This window comes from Hymenobacter baengnokdamensis (assembly GCF_008728635.1).
GTDB lineage: Bacteria > Bacteroidota > Bacteroidia > Cytophagales > Hymenobacteraceae > Hymenobacter > Hymenobacter baengnokdamensis.
In genome coordinates, this window is the sequence record NZ_CP044285.1 from 1,699,691 (window position 1) to 1,715,295 (window position 15,605).

Sequence of the window (15,605 nt, forward strand, 5' to 3'; positions counted from 1 at the left end):
GTCGAGGCTAACCCAGGTTTCAGGAGTGGTTTACTCCGTACCCGCTATCCGTGTTACTGCTGCCTGGCTCATTTGGCGTGGTCCTGGTTGGCAAATGCCTTCGGCTTCGGGCACCGCCGCTTATTCGCGGAGCGCCGGAGCGGGCGACCTGACTTCTCGCCCGCCGCCGGTACTCTTCAGGCTTTCCGACTCAACGCAGCTCCCATACCAGGGCCGTATAGGCCGGTACTGTGGCCGTTTGCAGGGTGGGTACTATAGCTTGCGTCAACACATCCATGGCCGAGGTGTAGCCGTGCAGGCGCTCCGCAAAGCGCGTCAGCGGCACCTTTTTCGCCGCCGGGTTGCAGTTGAGCATCACCAGCACGGTATGGCCCTGGGCATCGTGGCGGAAGTAGGTATATACCCCATCCTCGGGTACGAAGTGCGTCAGCTGGCCGGTTTGCAGCACTGGGTGGGTTTTCCGGTAGTTGGCCAGCTGACGCACGTACTCGTGCACGTCTTGCTGGGCGGAGGTACGGCCGGCGGTCGTAAAGGCATTGCGCGGGTCGCCGGGCCAGCCACCAGGAAAGTCTTCTCGCAGGAGACCGTCGGGGCAGCTGAAATTCTTCATAAGTATCTCGGTGCCATAGTACAGCTGTGGGATGCCGCGCTCGGTGAGCAGCCAGGCCAGGGCCATCTTCTGCTTGCGCACGTCCTCACCCAGCACCGAGAACACCCGGTCTACATCGTGGTTGTCCAGGAAAATGACGTTGCGGCTCGCATCCTCGTACATCCAGTCGCCCTGTACCGCATAATAGAGCTTGCCCACGCCCTCGGCAAAACCAGGCGGCTTGGTGAGGCCCTCCAGTAGCGCATAGCGCAGCATAAAATCGATGGCCCCGGGCAGGTTGCTTTTGAAGCCGTTGATGGGCGGAAACACGTTACGGGTCCAGAACGCCTGCTGGGCTACGCCTTCAGCTTCCTGCATCCAGGTTTCGCCAAACATTCCCAGCTGCGGGTATTCATCGAGGATAGCCTTGCCCCAGTTCATCAGAAAGGTAGGGTCGGAATATGTATAGGTATCCACGCGGTAGCCGTCCACGCCGGTGTACTCTACCCACCACAGAAAATTCTGGATAAGGTAGGTGGCCACCAGCGGGTTTTCCTGGGCCGGGTCGGGCATGGTGGTGTCAAACCAGGTAGTGCTGAACAGCTGGCGGTCCAGCGCCGAAACGTGCGGGTCGTTCACCGTGCCGTTGCGGTAGTTGCCCCGCGTAAAGGTCGGCCACTGGTGAAACCAGTTTTTGGCCGGCTGGTCGAGCCACAGGTAGTTGAAGCTGCCCAGGTGGTTGAGCACCACGTCATGAATCACTTTCAAGCCTTGCTCATGGGCGTGCTGCACGAAGCGCACATAGTCCTCGTTGCTGCCGTAGTGCGGGTCTACGGCGTAGTAATCGGTGAGGGCATAGCCGTGGTAGCCCGCCTTGGGCATATTGTTATCGACCACCGGCGTGGGCCAGATAGCAGTCACTCCCAGCTCTTTCAGGTAGCTAAAGTGTTGCTCAATACCCCGCAGGTCGCCCCCATGGCGGGCGTACATGGAGTCGCGGGCCACGCCGGGGGCGCGGTTGCCCGGCACCACGTCGTTGGCGGGGTCACCGTTGGCAAAGCGGTCGGGCATGAGCAGGTAAATAAAGTCGGCGCTGGTAATACCCTGCACCTTCGACCTGTCGCCGGGCGTAGTGCGGGCCCGCAGTTCGTAGGCATAGGTAAATTTCTGCCGGCCCCGGAATAGCAGCCGTAGGCGGCCAGGCTGGGCAGTGGGGCTGATGGTGAGGTTGACGAGCAGATAATTGGGGCTTTCCAGGCGCTGAAAGCCATCCAGTATGACGCCGGGGTAGCCGGCCAGGCTTACCTGGCTGGCCGCTACGCCCGGCCCATGCACCAGCAGCTGTAGCTTCGGATTTTTCATACCTACCCACCAGAAGGTTGGGTCGATGCGGCTGATGGGTGGGCTGCCGGGGCTGGCTGCCGGGGCAAAAGCGGTAGCCGCCGGGCAGCAGCCCACGAAAAGTACCAGCACGAGGAGTAGTTTGGCAAAAGGCATGGCGGTAAAAACAACGCGGCACCAGCGGCCGCCCGGTGAGAAAAAGAGGGCATCCCGCTCCGGTAGCCTGTAGCCTTACCGAATTGGGTTGGCAAACCTCGACCCTGGCTGTTCGGGCCGCGCGCCACTTTGCAAAGCCGGCACCTATAAGCTTAAATTTTTGTATAAGGCGTTGTTTTTTTGATAATTATGCTTTTGTAAAGATGGTGTCTTCCTCCGAAAGCGGTACGCCGGCAGCTATCCCTATTCCTCACGGATGCCGCTGAAGTACTCGCGCGGTGTCTGGTCGGTTTGCTTTTTGAAGGCGCGGTTGAAGGCCGTTTTAGAATTGAAGCCTACCTCCAGCGCCAGCGCCAAGAGCGTATAGTGACGGGCCTGCGGGGTAGCCATTAGCAGTTTGAACTCGTCTACCCGGTACGCATTGACGAAGTCAAAGAAGTTTTGGCCGAAGCCTTCATTAATGACTTTGGATAGCACATGCGGCGGTAGCTGAAGGCCGGCGGCCAGCTCGTGAATCGTCAGGCTGGGGTTTAGGTAGGGCTTGTGCTGCTGCATATAGCCAGCCACCGCAGCCTGGGCAGCGGGAAGGTCCAACGCGCCCAGGGCGCGCGGCGGGCGCGGCACTGCCGCAGGCACCTCGGGTGGCAGCGCCTGTGCGGGCTGCTGCTCGGCGGCCTCCACCGCTACTGGGTGCGCCGCCGCGGGGGCCGGCACCAGCCGAAAGATTTCGGGCTGATGCAGCACAACGTAGCCCAGAAAATAAGGCAGCGTGGAAAACACAAGCCAAATCAGTGCCTCGTCTCGTGCGGCAAGCGTGTACACGTCGAACGCGGCCCAGCGGCTGGCCAGCACTATGCCAAACAGAAAGCCCCATACTACCAGGCACACTGCCTGAATACCCAGTACCGTAGAGAGGTAGCGCAGGTTCTGGGCATAAGACACGCTGGCCTCGTACTGCCGGGTGTAGGCCCGGATAACCCGGCGGCATGCCAGCCAGTAGGCGCCGCCCACCAGCAGCGCCGCCAGCCCGGTAGCCAGCAGCACGGCCCGCAGCCCCGCCTCATGGCTCACCAGCCGCAGCTGAAACTCGTAGCTATCGAGCAGAAAGTAGGGCAGGTAAGCCAGCAGCTGCAGCGCCGAGGGTATAAAATGCAGCCACTGCCGCGGCGGCGGCGCCTCATTGAACAGCAGCCGGCGGATGTAGCCATAAAACAGCGGCCCGTAGAGAAACCAGATAAAGTCCGGCAGCAGCGTCAGCTGCGGGTAGGCATTGGCCACGGTGCGGTAGCTGCTGACCACCGTGAGCAGCGTGCAGCCGGCGCCCAGCCCCAAAAGTCCGAGCAGCCAGCGATTGGCCGTCCGGTTGGCCTGCTGAATGCTCGGAATGGCAATTAAAAGCAATACTGCCTGAAAGCACGAAAAAAGCAGCAGCAGGTCGTAGAGCGAATAGAACTGAAAGGTGCCGCTCAGGTCTTCCCAGCTTTGTACGCGCACTTCTATGTCGCCGGCCTGCGCCTGCTGGCGCGTAGCTACGCGGTTGGCCCGCACCTGCCCGTGGCCGCTCCCCTCAATGGCGGCCCAGCTGCCCCGTGACACTTTGTATTCAAACCGGGCCTGCGGCGTGCGCAGCGTGAGGCCAAGCAGGCCGCTGGCCTGCCGGCGAAATCGGAAGCGGGCATCAGCTGGCTGCCAGTGATTAAACGACCCGGCCAGGTAAAGCGCCGCATCGACGGGCGTATTGGCCGGTAAGCTGGTCAGAACGAAATGATAGGGCAGCGTATCGCCGGAAACCGGGGCCAGTAAACGGGGAGCAGCGGCGGCCCGTTCCGCCAGAGACAAGTTCGCCAGTAGCAAGAAGGCGAAGAAAAAACTAAACCGAGCTCGGGCAAACACGTTGGAAAGCTGTTTAAAAGAAGCAAAATAAGCGGGTGAACCGGAGCTTTCCGTTACCGGGCTCACCCGCTTACTTTACTTCCCCTAAAAGCGGCTCGCGTCATTTTTTGCCCAGTAGAGCAGCTGTTTAGTCGGCCGTAGCCACTTCGGTGGCGTTGATAGTGAGGTCAAATTTTTCGTGGGCGGCGGTTTCGCCCGTCAGGTGCGTAGTGGCCGGGCCTTTGCCGCCGCCATACGTCAGGCTGAGCTGACCTTTGCCCTCGGGCCGGCTGGCATCACGCAGGGTATTGACGTTGAGCGAGTAGCCACCCAGCAGTGGGCCGAAGGAAATAGTGGTCTGGAAGCCCGAGGTAGCGGTTTTGTCGCCTTTCACATCGTCTACCACCAGCTGCACGCTGCTCAGCTCGTTGGGCTTTTTATCATTTTCGGAGTATTGGTTGCCAAACTGGCCTTTGCCGGCAAAGCCGTAGCTGGCGCCGCCCTCGTGCATCACGGCATCGTAGGTGCCGGCGTGCGGGCCGCCCGCGACTACCAGGTGAATGGTACCCTTTGAATCTCCGGCGGCGGCGGTCGGTGCCGGAGCGGCCGCCGATGTGGTATTGGCCGCGCTCGCAGTCTGGCTGGCCGGGTCGGCGGCAGTGGAGCAGGCAGCCAGCACCAGCAGTGTGAGCGGGTAAATAGGAGTGATAATATTCATTTTTTACTATATTAAAAAGCTATTTGTTTAATGAGTGTGGGCAATGCTGCCCCTAGCGAACTACCAGGCGCTGAAGCGGCAGCAGGGTAGGGTCTCCGTGGTCGGTGTGCGTGGCAATGCGCACCAGGTAGCTGCCGCTGGGCAGGCCCGTGGTGGGTAGGGCCGCGCGGCCCTGGCCCTGGGCAACGGCCAGCGTGGTGTGGGCTACCACCTGGCCCAGGCTATTGAGCAGCGTAGCTTCCAGGCTGCGTACTTCGGCAGGCAGGCTGCTGGCCAGCAGGGTGCTGCCCTCAGCTGCCGAAGCCGGGTTGGGAAACACCGTGGCCTGGGGCTGCCCCGCCGCGGCTGGCTGGGTAGCCAGCGTGGCCGTGCGGTTGAGGAGCACACCCACCGTATTGTCACCGGCATTGGCGGCCACAATGTCCAGCTTACCGTCTTTGTTAACGTCGCTGACCGCCACGTTGTAGGGCTGCTGCTGGCCGGCGGCCGCCCGGCCGCTGGTAGAGAGCACTAGCGCCGTCGCGAAGGTGCCGTTTTGCTTGTTCAGCAGCACGCTGGCAGTACCGTCATCTTCGTTGGCCGTAATGATGTCGGGGTAGCCATCGCCATTCATATCGCCGAGTACCACGCCGTAGGGCGCACTTTTTGGCCCGGCCGGGTAAGCCGTACCGGCTTTAAACGTGCCATCCTTTTTGTTGAGCAGCACATCGGCATTGCCTACGTTGTCGGCCGTAACAATATCCGGGTAGCCATCCTTATCGACGTCGCCGACGGCTACGCCGACCAGGCTGCTGTTGGCCCCGGCCGGATACGCCACGCTGGGGCCAAACGTCCCGTCCTTTTTGTTGAGCAGCACCGCCGCGCTGCCCGAAAGCAGGGTAGTTACGATGTCGGGGTAGCCATCCTTGTTTACATCGCCCAGGGCCAGGCCGGTGGGGAGGGTACTTTTACCGGTCGGGTAAAGGGCCACGCTGGTAAATGTGCCGTCTTTCTTATTGAGCAGCACGCCGATATCGTCGGTATAGAAGTTGGCCGTAACAATATCCGGGTAGCCATCGCCATTCACATCGCCGGCTGCCAGAAACTGCGGGAAGCTGCTGGCTTCGGTAGAATACGTGACAGCCGCGGCAAAGGTGCCATCCTTTTTATTCAGCAGCACGCTCACCGAGCCACTTACCTCGCTACTCGCTACAATGTCACTATAGCCATCTTTGTTGAAGTCGCTGAGTGTCACGCCGAGGGGAGTAGCGAAGCCCGCTGCATCGGCCACATACGTGACGGGTGCCCCGAACGTGCCGTCTTTCTGGTTGAGCAGCACCGCGATGTTATTGCTCGTAAAATACGTGGTGACTAGGTCGGGGTAGCCGTCGCCGTTTATATCGCCGGCCGCGATGCCGCTGGGGCTGCTGTTGGCCCCGGTAGCGTAGAGTGCTACCGGCGCAAACGTCTGGGCCTGTGCCACGCGGGCCGGCTCTGTCAGCAGCGCCAAGGCTGCTACGAAGAGAAAACGCTGTATCATAGCTTAAAAGTCAAAAAGTTAGGGAGACAGGAATTTGAAAAAGCAAAAGCCAGGGGAGCCCGGTTTTAGCCGGCCGCCCGGCTGTTGGCTACCAGCTAAAACCGGGCGGCTAAACCCACTTTGAGGTAAGACTGGTCGTAGCCCAGCTCCGCAAAAGCCCCGATGCCAGGCGTGAAGAAGTAGCGCCCGCCCACGAACACGCCCATTGTGCCGTAGCCCGACCCATCCGAGCCACTGCCGCTCAGGCTGCCGTCGTAGCTGGTGTGCAGGTAGCGCAGCCCCAGTCCCAGCCCGGCGTAGCCATCCAGCTTCTCCGACACGGGGTAGTGGAAGGCGCCGCGCGCCAGCAGCACCACGTCGCTGTAGTGCCACTTATCGCCGCCGCCCAAGTCGTAGGTTGCTCCCTGGTAGCCAATTATGCCACCCAGGCCCAGGTAGCCCGGCCCCAGGGCCAGCACACTGCGCTCGTACGAAAGACTCACGGCCGGCGATTGCGAGGAACTGCCCCCAAACAGCCCGGCCCCGTAGTCATAGCGGCTGCCCACCCCGACGCCCAGGCTCACTACGCTGCTGCCAACTGCAAAGGGTACAGCGGCCGCCCTGGGGCTGGTCACCTGGGTCGTAGCCACCGGGGCTGTCGGGGTAGGGGCTGGCTGGGGCGCTGCTACCGGCTTGGCCGGCGTAGCGGCGGCTACTGGTTTGGCCGGCACTTTGAGTGGCGTTTTAGCAGTCGGCTTGGCTACCGGCTTGGGGCTAGCCTGGGCCGAAGCCTCCAGTGGCAGGCAAAAGGCGGAGGCCGTAGCCAGCATCAGAAGGGAAAGTGTTTTCATTTTGTAAGCTGTTTATAGTGAAGAAGATGAACTGAAGTGGTAGTAAGATTTCGCTCGGAATAAGATATAGATATACCCTCGTTCAGCGCGGGGCAGTAGGGTAGGGCAAAGGTGGCCGACCCGCCTACTCCGACGTTAGCACTTCCGTAACAATTAGTGTGATTATCGTAACAGCGAGGACTTGCCTCAGCCGCTGGCAGCTGGTTGGAGCGAGGCTAGGGCGCGGGACGCCGGGTAGTCGGGGCAGGTCGAAGCTGCCGTTGCGGTAAAAGCAGCCGTAGGGGGCCGGCACATCGGCGAACACGTCGCGCAGATGTACCGCCTCATTCAGGTGGCCCGGCCCCGAAAAGACGCAGTGGATTTGGGTGGCCACGTGGCGCTCGCTGCTCGGCGTAGCCGCGTGGCGCTGGAGGGAGCCGGGGGAGCGGCGGGGCCGCCGCCAGCACCGGCTGCCCACTCAAAAGCACCCCAGGCGGCGCGTACTCGGAACGTAGAAACGTGGCTAAGCAGGTTCATAGCAGTGAGTTGATTACGCTGCAAACCTAGCCTTTTGCCCCAGGGGCTGTCAATAGAACAAACGTGGGGGTAGCCCTCAGCGGTCGAAGAACTTGTTGAGCGCTTCGGTCCGGTTTTGTACGTGCAGCTTCTGGTAGATGCGGTGAATGTGCTGGCGCACGGTATGCACGCTGATGCCCAGCTGCCCGGCAATTTCCTTGTAGAGCAAGCCCTTGGCCAGCGCCGCCAGCACGTCGTGCTCGCGGGGCGAGAGCTCGCCGGGCATCTCCTGGGGGGTGGGGGCGGGCTGAAAGGTGGCCACCAGCTTGCGGGCAATGCTGGCACTCATGGGCGAGCCGCCGTCACGCAGCTCCAGCAGGGCATCTACCAGCTTGTGGGGTGGCGTACGCTTCAGCAGGTAGCCGCTGGCCCCGGCCGCCAGGGCCGCAAACACCTGGTCGCTATCCTCATACACGGTAAAGACCACAAACTCCAGCTCGGCAAAGCGGCGCTTGGCTTCGCGGATGCAGGCAATGCCGCCCATGCCCGGCAGGTTGAGGTCCATGATAACCAGGGCCGGCAGCAGCCCCGGCCGCAGCTCGTCCAGAAATGCCTCGGCCGAGTTGTAGGCGGCCAGGCAGCTAAACTCCGCCGTTTGATTGAGCAGAAAGCGCAGGCCCTCACGAATGTCGGGCAGGTCTTCGACCACACTGATGCGGGTTTTTTCCATACCGTGAAGTTGGGTAGTTGAAGCCTGGCCGGCAATAGCACGAAAGTTAGGCCGGCAGCGGCGACCAGAGGCGCACGCGGGTGCCGGCGGGCCCGCTTTCCAGGCTTAGCTGCCCGGCCAGCTGGCTCATGCGGGCGTGCATGTTGGTCAGGCCGTTGCCGAGGCGGCAGTTCGCCGGCGCTGCCGCCTCGGCAGGCAAGCCCTGCCCATCGTCGTGCACGCATACGTGCAGGCCACCCCGAAAGTGTATTTGGATGGCTACGCGCCGGCAGGCCGCGTGCTTGATGGCGTTGTGAACGGCCTCCCGCACCACCAGGTACACGTTGCGCCGCACCTCTTTAGCTACGCGCAGGCCCGGCACGGGCTCCTCAATGTCAAAGTGGTACTCGAGGCCGGCATCATCGAGCAGCTCGGCCGTGTTGGTACGCAGGTACAGCACCAGCGATTCGAGCGTATCGTGGGCGTCGTTGAGGGTCCAGATGACCTCGTTCATCTTGCCCACCAGCTGGCTGGCCGCCTGACTAATGCGGGCCGCCGCCGACAGCGCCTGCGCGGGCGGCCCCTGCAAAGCATGGCTTAGGTAAAGGATAGCGGTGAGGCCCGCTCCCAGGTCGTCGTGCATTTCCTGGCTGATGCGCTGGCGCTCCTGCGCCTGGCCGTCGAGCAGGGCTTTGAGGCGCTGGGCCTCCGCTTCGGCGCGGAGCGTTTGCAGGCGCTGGGCGTCCAGCTTATGACGTTGGCGGTAGTAGCGATAGGTGCTAAGCAGCAGCAGCCCCAGCAGGCCGACGCCCACCCCGGCGGCCAGCAGCCAGCCGCGCTGCTGGGCCACCTGGTGTTGGCGCAGCAGCAGCGTGCGGCGCTGCTGGGCCAGCGCAGCACGCTGCTGCTGCACACGGTAGCGGGTTTCCACTTCCTGAGCGCTTTTCTGCACGGCTGCGCCGAGCAGCGTCTCTGCCAAGGCATCGGCCTGGCGGCGCAGGCGTTGGCCCGCAACCAGCCGGCCCTGCGCCACGGCAACGTCGGCCAGCACATCATAGCAGTCGCGCTGTACCTTCTTAATACCATGCCGGCTCGCCAAGTTCAGGCCCTGGCGGGCATATTGTTCAGCCTGCCCATACTGCTGGGCCAGGTAGTAGCTGAGGGCCATACCTTTACGGGCTTCGGCCTGCCCTTCCACATCATGAATCGAATCGGCCAGCTGCACTGCCTGTTGGTACAGCGGCCGGGCTCGGGCCGGGTCCTCAAGCTGCACATACAGGTCGGCCAGGTTAAAAACAATACTTTTTTGGGCCTCCACTACACGCAGCTTTCTGGCCAGGACATAGCCGCGCTGGTAAGCAGCCAGCGACTCCCGCAGGTGCCCGGTAGCCTTATAGGTGTTGCCTAGCTGTATGCAGGCCAGGGTTACCAGATAGTCGTCGTGCATCGTCTCGCCCAGGGCCAGCGCCTGCCGGCCGCAGCGCAGCGCCTGCGCATTCTGGTGTAAGTTATCGTAGCACACACTCAGGCTGTTGTAAAGTAATGACAACGAAGATTGGTCGTGCAGTGCCTCGAGCAGGGGCCGTGCCTGTAGCATGGTAGCAATGGCCAGCGGGTAATTTTCCTGGCGCAGGTACACGTTGGACAGGTTACCAAGCGACACCGCCAGGTAGCGCCGTAAATGGTAGCGGCGGCTTAGCGCCACTGCTCGCTGGTTGAGTTGTGCCGACTCGGCAAACCGCCCCTCTACGTTCAGCACGGAAGTATAATTAGCAATGTATTTTGCCACGCCCAGCGGGTAGTGCAAGCGCTCGCTGAGGCGGCCCGCCCGCTGGTAGAGTGCCTTAGCCGAGTCGGGCTGACTACCTTCATACAGCTGGCCCAGCTGAATGAGGCGCAGCACCCGGTTGGTGTCGATGGGCTGGGCATTGAGCAGGGCGCGCAAACTGTCGCGCTGCCAATGCATATTCAGGCCCATCTGCCCGTGGCTGTGTTGCGGCAGCAGCCCGAGTAGCCCCATGATGATAAAAAAGCTTTTACGGAAGAACGCCTGCATAAATAAAAGCCGCGGGATACTTACTGGTAAATACTGCGTAGTTACAAATAAATCAGCGAATTAGCGCGCTATTTCGCTCCGCCCTAAAATAAACGCTCCAGGCCGCTCTGCAATCGCTAGCGCGCCCGTAAAACCCTCTTGCCGCTGCCGTAAGGGCCAGCCCGGTAGGTTACCCGCCAGGGTGTAGCATCAGCTATAAGCTGCTGGCGGTAATTATACCTGGGAAAGACTGAAATATGCCTCTGCAAATACTTGAGGCGCACTTGTTTGTAGGTCGGCGGCTACTTAGAGTCTATCCGGAAAATAAGAGGGAGTGTCGCCAGATGGTGTTGGCGCAGGCCAGGTGCAGGAAAGCTTCGTAGTGGGCGACTTTCTTTTCCCAGCGGATGAGCAGGCGGCGGAATCGGTGGAACCAGGCGTGGGTGCGCTCGACGACCCAGCGGCGGGCGCGGTAGCCGGGGGTGCGGCCCTTATCAGCCTCCTGGCCCCGGCCCAGGATGTGCACCCGGTAGCCCCACTGCGCCAGCAGCCGGCGAATAGCCTCGGCATCGTAGCCTTTGTCGGCGCAGAAGCCCGGCGCAAAGTCACCTTCGGCGGGCGGGGGCAGCACGGGCATGGAGTCGAGCACGGTCTGTACTTGCGTGGCTTCATGCACGTTGGCTCCGGTGACGGCCACGCCAATGGGCAGGCCTTGCGCCTCGGTCAGCATGTGGCGCTTGACGCCGCCCTTGCCCCGGTCGGTCGGATTAGGGCCAACGGCCTCGCCGCCGAGCGAGGCTTTGGTCTGGCAGGCATCGAGGCATTGCCAGTCCCAATCCAGGCGGCCCTCGGCCTGCAACTGGACCAAGCCGCTGGTCCAGAGCTGCTTAAACACCCCGGCACGGGCCCATTCCTGGAATCGCTCGTGCCCCGTGGAGGCAGCCCCCAAACACCGCGGCAGCGCCTTCCATTGCATTCCAGTGACCAAAATATAGTACATGGCATAAAACATCTGGCGGTTGCAACCCCGAGGACGGCCGCGCTTGCCCGTACCACTGAGCGCCTCGGGGAGCAACGGTTCAGCCGCCGCCCAAAGCAGGGGAGAGGGCAAGAAATCAGCGTGAATCGTAGCTTCGTACTCTGTTGTAGTCGGGCGCAAGGAGAAACTTGTCAGGTGTGGTAACCCCAAATTTCTCGCGCCTGGCTACAACTTCTTTATTTTCCGGATAGGCTCTTAGTCGTTATCGTTTTGTCGGCTGGCAGCGTGCCAATTACCATGTGCGGCACATCTGGTAGGGGGGTGGTATATAGAAAGAATATATATATATTATTTCTATAATGAGCTACGAATAGTAAGAGCTCACGTAGGAAGTGGTGCTAAACCAAACACTGCCGACCTGTAATGACTACTACTGTTAGGGTATTTCTTCGTGCAGCAGAACTAGCCAGGGCGCTGCAAGCACCAGCTCCTCATTTTGCACATCACTGAGGCAGGGCGGAATAATTGCTGGACTCTAAATTGCGCTGCTACCGCATTCCCAACTCGGATTTCAGCTGCACTGGCAGACTTGCGAAGACAAGTTTTAACGGCAGCGCTCCGGTATTAAATTCCTATGGAGCAGCTACATATCAAACGCCGAAAAAGAACTAACCCTGGCGGGCTCCTATAGTTCTTTTTCGGCGTTTTTAGCACATTGAGAATGTATTCTAGTACCCAGAGCCGGGGTCCCAACCTGTATTGGAAATGAGGCTCTTAACTCCCTTTTGGTCAGTAAATGGTCAGTAGCTAAAGGTCACTGCCCGCTTTTTTAGCTGAGGCTTCTTTATCCTTTGCTTTTTGCGCCGTTATAGCTTCGGATGACATGGTTACTTTAGCTGAACCATCAAGACTATTTTCGCTATAGCTCATAGTCATTACTTTACCTAGCCAGAAGTACTCTTCAATGTATTGGTTCGACCGATAACCGCGACCATACTGGGCCTCCAATGCAGCTTTCAGCGCTCGACTATTACTTAAGCTTTCTGTTTTTATGATAATAAAGTATAGCTTGTCTTTGTAAAAGCCATAATTAATGCTCTTTAAATCAGCCTCACCAATTTTTAGATTCTCGTCTGTGCGTTCATAGTATTTGCTATCACCCCTTGCTTCAACTAGCTTGGCAGTAGGCATTTGGGAAATATCATCGCCAAAGTGAAGGGTTCGAAATCCGTTTTTTTCATCTAGGACCTTTATCGACGGTTTCGAGGTATTGCCTTGGGCATGAGCAGCTGATGTAGCGCTGAGTAGCATGAGGGCGAGAAGTAAGGGCTTGTACATAGGCGTTGATGTGAGGTGGTGGTTGATGAGAAGAAGTTATTCAGTGGCACTCTTTGCACAGTTGCATTTTGCTTTTAGCCTCCCCCAGGGGCATGGATTTTATTGTAGCGCCACAGCGCTTTAGCTCGAAGCAGGCAGCATTGGTGTGGTACTTCACGGCGTGGTGGCTAGCGCAGTAGTAGACCGGGCGGGCGTTGAGCTGCGTGGTAACCAGGGTGCCACCGAGGCCCAGCACAGCGGCCGCACCGGCTAACCAGCCCCACCGACCTAGGCGAAATGGCTGACGGGGTGGGGTAGCCCCCGCTTCGTAGTAGTTGTAGGTGGCGTTGCCTTTCACCCGCTTGATACGTGGGCTCTGTTGGAATTCGTCGTTTGGCATAGCTGGGTGGGTAGAATAATGCAGATGGGCTATTTACCCTGTTGATTCAATAGGGCTTGAATGAATCGCTCTTTCTCAGCAACTATTCGCTCCTTCTCGGCAATAAGCCGCTCCTTATCATCCAACTGCGCACGCAGTTGCTCAATAAGGGCTTCACTTCCCTGGTTCTGGGTAGCGTCACCGCCGACATGACCCACTACCATACTCTTGGAAATTTTTTTCTGAGTTTGGTAGATAGCTCCTAATTCTGGCGATTCTTCTATGAAAGCCGGGCCAATACCCGTGAGCAGCCACCATGGATTGATGCTTTGGAAGTGAAGCACTACTCGCTCTAGGTAGTCCGCTTTAGGCAAGGCCGCTTTAGGGCCTAAGTAGTTCTGGGTATTGTTGTCAGGTACTCCAATGGCTCGGCTGAAAGACCTAGCACTCATGTTGAAGTGTTCAAGCAAAAATTTTATTCGCTGACTGATAGCGGTTTGCACTATTTCCAAAGCTATTTCATCGGTTATGCTTTAGAAATATGGTCTATTTCCAAAGCTAGTACGTTATGTTTGTACCATCTTCACAGCAAGTAAAGCACCCGGCTGTGAAATCGTCCAAACACGATGACCGAGCGAGAGAAATATTTCAGTCTACAAGCCCTCGTCTGCGAGAAGCTCCCCTACTACGCGGCCCAGCTGGCCGCTAAAGCTGAGGCCGGCACGCTGACCCGGATGCAGAATGTGAAGGCCGGCAAAGTCATCAGCCTGGCCGACCTCGTGGCCCTGGTGCGCCACGCCCTCCCCGATTTCGAAATACCCGCCCACCTGCTACCCGAAGTGGCTGAGCGGGAAGCTATTGCCTAGTATTTCCCTTTCCCCTTTTACTTTTTTTCATCACCCCATGAAAATCACGCATCGGCGGCCGGTGTCGCTTACCAGCCCGACCGCTACCCGCCGCACCCGTCTGCTAGGCCTTGTGCCTGGCACCACGCTCATTCCGCTAGGGGCCCCGCTCGACGTAGCGGGCTACTGGCACCAGGGCGACAAGCTCACGGCCTATGTGGCCGGCACCATGCCGCCACATCTGCGCACGGCCTGCGAAGAAGGCTGCACCCACGAGGAAGAATGGTTTGGGCCGCTACCGGCCGGCATCCGGGAAATCGACCTGAGCGAGTGCCGCTACGAGTATCTGGTGCAGCAGCCGGCCTACCCGCTGCCGCTCTTTCCGGGCACTGATGCTAGCCACATCGGTCAGGCCGCCTAATGGATGCCCATTACCGGGCTACGCAGCAAAAAATCAAGGCTCTTCAATCCCAGCAACCTACTCTTTTTTAAGCTCATGGCTACGCTGCTTTCCCCGCCCCAACTGATTGAAGCCCTGTTGCGCGACTGCCCTGCGCACAGCCGGCGCGCCACGCTGGAAATGGCCCAGGAGGCCAATCAGCGCATCCTAAAGCAACTCGACGAGCAGCGCTTGCCCGCCATCGAGCAGGGCTGGGATGACAACTGGCACGAGCGCCACACCCGCACCACCGAAACCCTGGCCCACATCGAGCAGGCCCTGGCCACCTGCTAGTACCTCACTCTTTCTTTCTTATCTCATCATGCTGTATATCAATATCACGCGCTCCGTTCAAGGGCGTGTGTTGGAAAGGGGCCAGCGCAATGGCTAGCCAACTCACCCCCCTGGCTGATGTGTCACGCCAGCCCCTACAGGTGGGCACGCCACCCATCTATATTTTCGACAAAGACGGGGCCCGCTATGACCGCGACATAGTAGCTCTCAGCGTGCAGCTGCGCATCGCTGAGGCGCTGGAGCGCATCGCTAACGCACTGAACCCAACTTATGTCAAGCTATCAACCCTGGAGCCTTCTCCAGAAGATTTGCTGGACATGGAGAAAGGAGGGCAACAATCATGACCTTTCTGCTCAACAAAGAGGTGCAGCTGCGCGACTTGCGGCACCTGGCCAGCGAAATCTTCGAACTGGTAAAAACCACTGAGTCGGCTCAAGCCCAGCGCCAGCAGGTAGCTGAGCTAGCCCAAACGGCGTGGCACAAGCTGCACGATATCGGGCCCCTGATGGACAGCACCGGGGCTTTCTTCAAGGCGCTAAATAGCGGCCAGATAGAGTATCTGCACTGGGATGAGGTAGACGGCGCTAGCCCTGCACGTTCCTTCAACATGCTAGATGCCACGCACCAGCTGGCCTATAGCTTGTGGATGCGCTTGGAGGAGGCTGAATTCTGCTCGGAGGCGCTCTACGCCGATGTGCGCCACTTCGCGGTAAAAGCGGCCAATGCGCCCCACGAAGCAGCCGCGCGCTGGGATAAGGCCGAGCAGGAGCTGCTGGCCGAGGGCGTGCTGCCGGTGCAGCTGCTAGCCCCTTCGGCCGTGGGCGGGGCGCGCTACGTGCGCCAGGTGTACGTGCCCGACTACATGGCCAGCGCCTTCCGCGAAACGCTGGCTGGGTGGGGCGCTTTCATTATCCGGAAGTGGGCGTCGCGGGGCTGCATGGGCCAGGTATTCGCGGCCCACTACTATGAGATTTCGCTGGAAGAGGTGGACGACCAGTTTGAAATCGGCAAGTTCACGGTGATGCAGTACTATACCGACCTGGCAGGGGAGGAGCTGACCTCATGCTAGCCAGCCTGCAATACGACCT

The 15,605-nt window shown here is 59.8% G+C and carries 16 protein-coding genes; 5 read left to right on the forward strand and 11 right to left on the reverse strand.

All coding sequences use genetic code 11. The features are described from left to right. Positions 1–190: 190 nt before the first annotated feature. From F6X24_RS07115 to F6X24_RS07170, 11 genes are all read right to left on the reverse strand, one after another. Positions 191–2,086 carry a glycoside hydrolase family 13 protein gene (locus tag F6X24_RS07115; protein WP_151087343.1) on the reverse strand — a complete coding sequence of 632 codons (1,896 nt, stop codon included), beginning with the start codon at positions 2,084–2,086 and terminating at the stop codon, positions 191–193. 243 nt (positions 2,087–2,329) lie between these two features. Continuing rightward, positions 2,330–3,925: a helix-turn-helix domain-containing protein gene (locus F6X24_RS07120; RefSeq protein WP_151087344.1), complete on the reverse strand. Its 1,596-nt coding sequence runs from the start codon at positions 3,923–3,925 to the stop codon at positions 2,330–2,332. A gap of 181 nt (positions 3,926–4,106) precedes the next feature. Continuing rightward, on the reverse strand, positions 4,107–4,676 hold the full coding sequence (locus tag F6X24_RS07125) for a hypothetical protein (protein ID WP_151087345.1): 570 nt from the start codon (positions 4,674–4,676) through the stop codon (positions 4,107–4,109). 52 nt (positions 4,677–4,728) lie between these two features. Beyond that, positions 4,729–6,195 (reverse strand): T9SS type A sorting domain-containing protein, encoded by a 1,467-nt coding sequence (locus F6X24_RS07130; protein WP_151087346.1) that lies wholly within the window; start codon positions 6,193–6,195, stop codon positions 4,729–4,731. A gap of 95 nt (positions 6,196–6,290) precedes the next feature. Then, on the reverse strand, positions 6,291–7,025 hold the full coding sequence (locus F6X24_RS07135) for a hypothetical protein (RefSeq protein WP_151087347.1): 735 nt from the start codon (positions 7,023–7,025) through the stop codon (positions 6,291–6,293). A gap of 592 nt (positions 7,026–7,617) precedes the next feature. After that, positions 7,618–8,250 (reverse strand): response regulator, encoded by a 633-nt coding sequence (locus tag F6X24_RS07145; RefSeq protein WP_151087349.1) that lies wholly within the window; start codon positions 8,248–8,250, stop codon positions 7,618–7,620. Positions 8,251–8,296: 46 nt separating this feature from the next. Then, entirely contained in the window at positions 8,297–10,285 is a 1,989-nt protein-coding gene (locus F6X24_RS07150) for a tetratricopeptide repeat-containing sensor histidine kinase (protein WP_151087350.1), read from the reverse strand. Positions 10,286–10,577: 292 nt separating this feature from the next. Continuing rightward, the gene (locus F6X24_RS07155) at positions 10,578–11,363 is read right to left on the reverse strand and encodes an IS5 family transposase (RefSeq protein WP_151089547.1); all 786 of its coding nucleotides are present in this window, start codon (positions 11,361–11,363) and stop codon (positions 10,578–10,580) included. A gap of 687 nt (positions 11,364–12,050) precedes the next feature. Further along, positions 12,051–12,554, reverse strand: a complete 504-nt coding sequence (locus F6X24_RS07160; RefSeq protein WP_151087351.1) for a hypothetical protein — start codon at positions 12,552–12,554, stop codon at positions 12,051–12,053. Positions 12,555–12,621: 67 nt separating this feature from the next. Beyond that, the gene (locus tag F6X24_RS07165; RefSeq protein ID WP_151087352.1) at positions 12,622–12,960 is read right to left on the reverse strand and encodes a Rossmann-fold NAD(P)-binding domain-containing protein; all 339 of its coding nucleotides are present in this window, start codon (positions 12,958–12,960) and stop codon (positions 12,622–12,624) included. Between the two features lie 29 nt (positions 12,961–12,989). Further along, a complete protein-coding gene (locus tag F6X24_RS07170; RefSeq protein WP_151087353.1) occupies positions 12,990–13,442 on the reverse strand; it encodes a hypothetical protein in 453 nt (150 codons plus the stop codon). 123 nt (positions 13,443–13,565) lie between these two features. Here F6X24_RS07170 and F6X24_RS07175 point away from each other — a divergent pair, with 123 nt between their 5' ends. The 5 genes from F6X24_RS07175 (at position 13,566) to F6X24_RS07195 (ending at position 15,586) form a co-directional block, all read left to right on the forward strand. Then, complete coding sequence (locus tag F6X24_RS07175) at positions 13,566–13,805, forward strand: hypothetical protein (RefSeq protein ID WP_151087354.1); 240 nt, start codon at positions 13,566–13,568, stop codon at positions 13,803–13,805. A gap of 37 nt (positions 13,806–13,842) precedes the next feature. After that, positions 13,843–14,205 carry a hypothetical protein gene (locus tag F6X24_RS07180; protein WP_151087355.1) on the forward strand — a complete coding sequence of 121 codons (363 nt, stop codon included), beginning with the start codon at positions 13,843–13,845 and terminating at the stop codon, positions 14,203–14,205. Between the two features lie 75 nt (positions 14,206–14,280). Next, the gene (locus F6X24_RS07185) at positions 14,281–14,517 is read left to right on the forward strand and encodes a hypothetical protein (RefSeq protein WP_151087356.1); all 237 of its coding nucleotides are present in this window, start codon (positions 14,281–14,283) and stop codon (positions 14,515–14,517) included. Between the two features lie 65 nt (positions 14,518–14,582). Then, positions 14,583–14,861, forward strand: a complete 279-nt coding sequence (locus F6X24_RS07190) for a hypothetical protein (RefSeq protein ID WP_151087357.1) — start codon at positions 14,583–14,585, stop codon at positions 14,859–14,861. After that, complete coding sequence (locus F6X24_RS07195) at positions 14,858–15,586, forward strand: hypothetical protein (protein WP_151087358.1); 729 nt, start codon at positions 14,858–14,860, stop codon at positions 15,584–15,586. Before F6X24_RS07190 ends, F6X24_RS07195 begins: the two co-directional genes overlap by 4 nt. Positions 15,587–15,605 lie beyond the last annotated feature (19 nt).

Bases quoted from the DNA above. Each gene is read 5' to 3' on its own strand.
- F6X24_RS07115 (WP_151087343.1), bottom strand. From the start codon at position 2,086: ATGCCTTTTGCCAAACTACTCCTCGTGCTGGTACTTTTCGTGGGCTGC.
- F6X24_RS07125 (WP_151087345.1), bottom strand. From the start codon at position 4,676: ATGAATATTATCACTCCTATTTACCCGCTCACACTGCTGGTGCTGGCT.
- F6X24_RS07130 (WP_151087346.1), bottom strand. From the start codon at position 6,195: ATGATACAGCGTTTTCTCTTCGTAGCAGCCTTGGCGCTGCTGACAGAG.
- F6X24_RS07135 (WP_151087347.1), bottom strand. From the start codon at position 7,025: ATGAAAACACTTTCCCTTCTGATGCTGGCTACGGCCTCCGCCTTTTGC.
- F6X24_RS07145 (WP_151087349.1), bottom strand. From the start codon at position 8,250: ATGGAAAAAACCCGCATCAGTGTGGTCGAAGACCTGCCCGACATTCGT.
- F6X24_RS07150 (WP_151087350.1), bottom strand. From the start codon at position 10,285: ATGCAGGCGTTCTTCCGTAAAAGCTTTTTTATCATCATGGGGCTACTC.
- F6X24_RS07160 (WP_151087351.1), bottom strand. From the start codon at position 12,554: ATGCTACTCAGCGCTACATCAGCTGCTCATGCCCAAGGCAATACCTCG.
- F6X24_RS07165 (WP_151087352.1), bottom strand. From the start codon at position 12,960: ATGCCAAACGACGAATTCCAACAGAGCCCACGTATCAAGCGGGTGAAA.
- F6X24_RS07175 (WP_151087354.1), top strand. From the start codon at position 13,566: ATGACCGAGCGAGAGAAATATTTCAGTCTACAAGCCCTCGTCTGCGAG.
- F6X24_RS07180 (WP_151087355.1), top strand. From the start codon at position 13,843: ATGAAAATCACGCATCGGCGGCCGGTGTCGCTTACCAGCCCGACCGCT.
- F6X24_RS07185 (WP_151087356.1), top strand. From the start codon at position 14,281: ATGGCTACGCTGCTTTCCCCGCCCCAACTGATTGAAGCCCTGTTGCGC.
- F6X24_RS07195 (WP_151087358.1), top strand. From the start codon at position 14,858: ATGACCTTTCTGCTCAACAAAGAGGTGCAGCTGCGCGACTTGCGGCAC.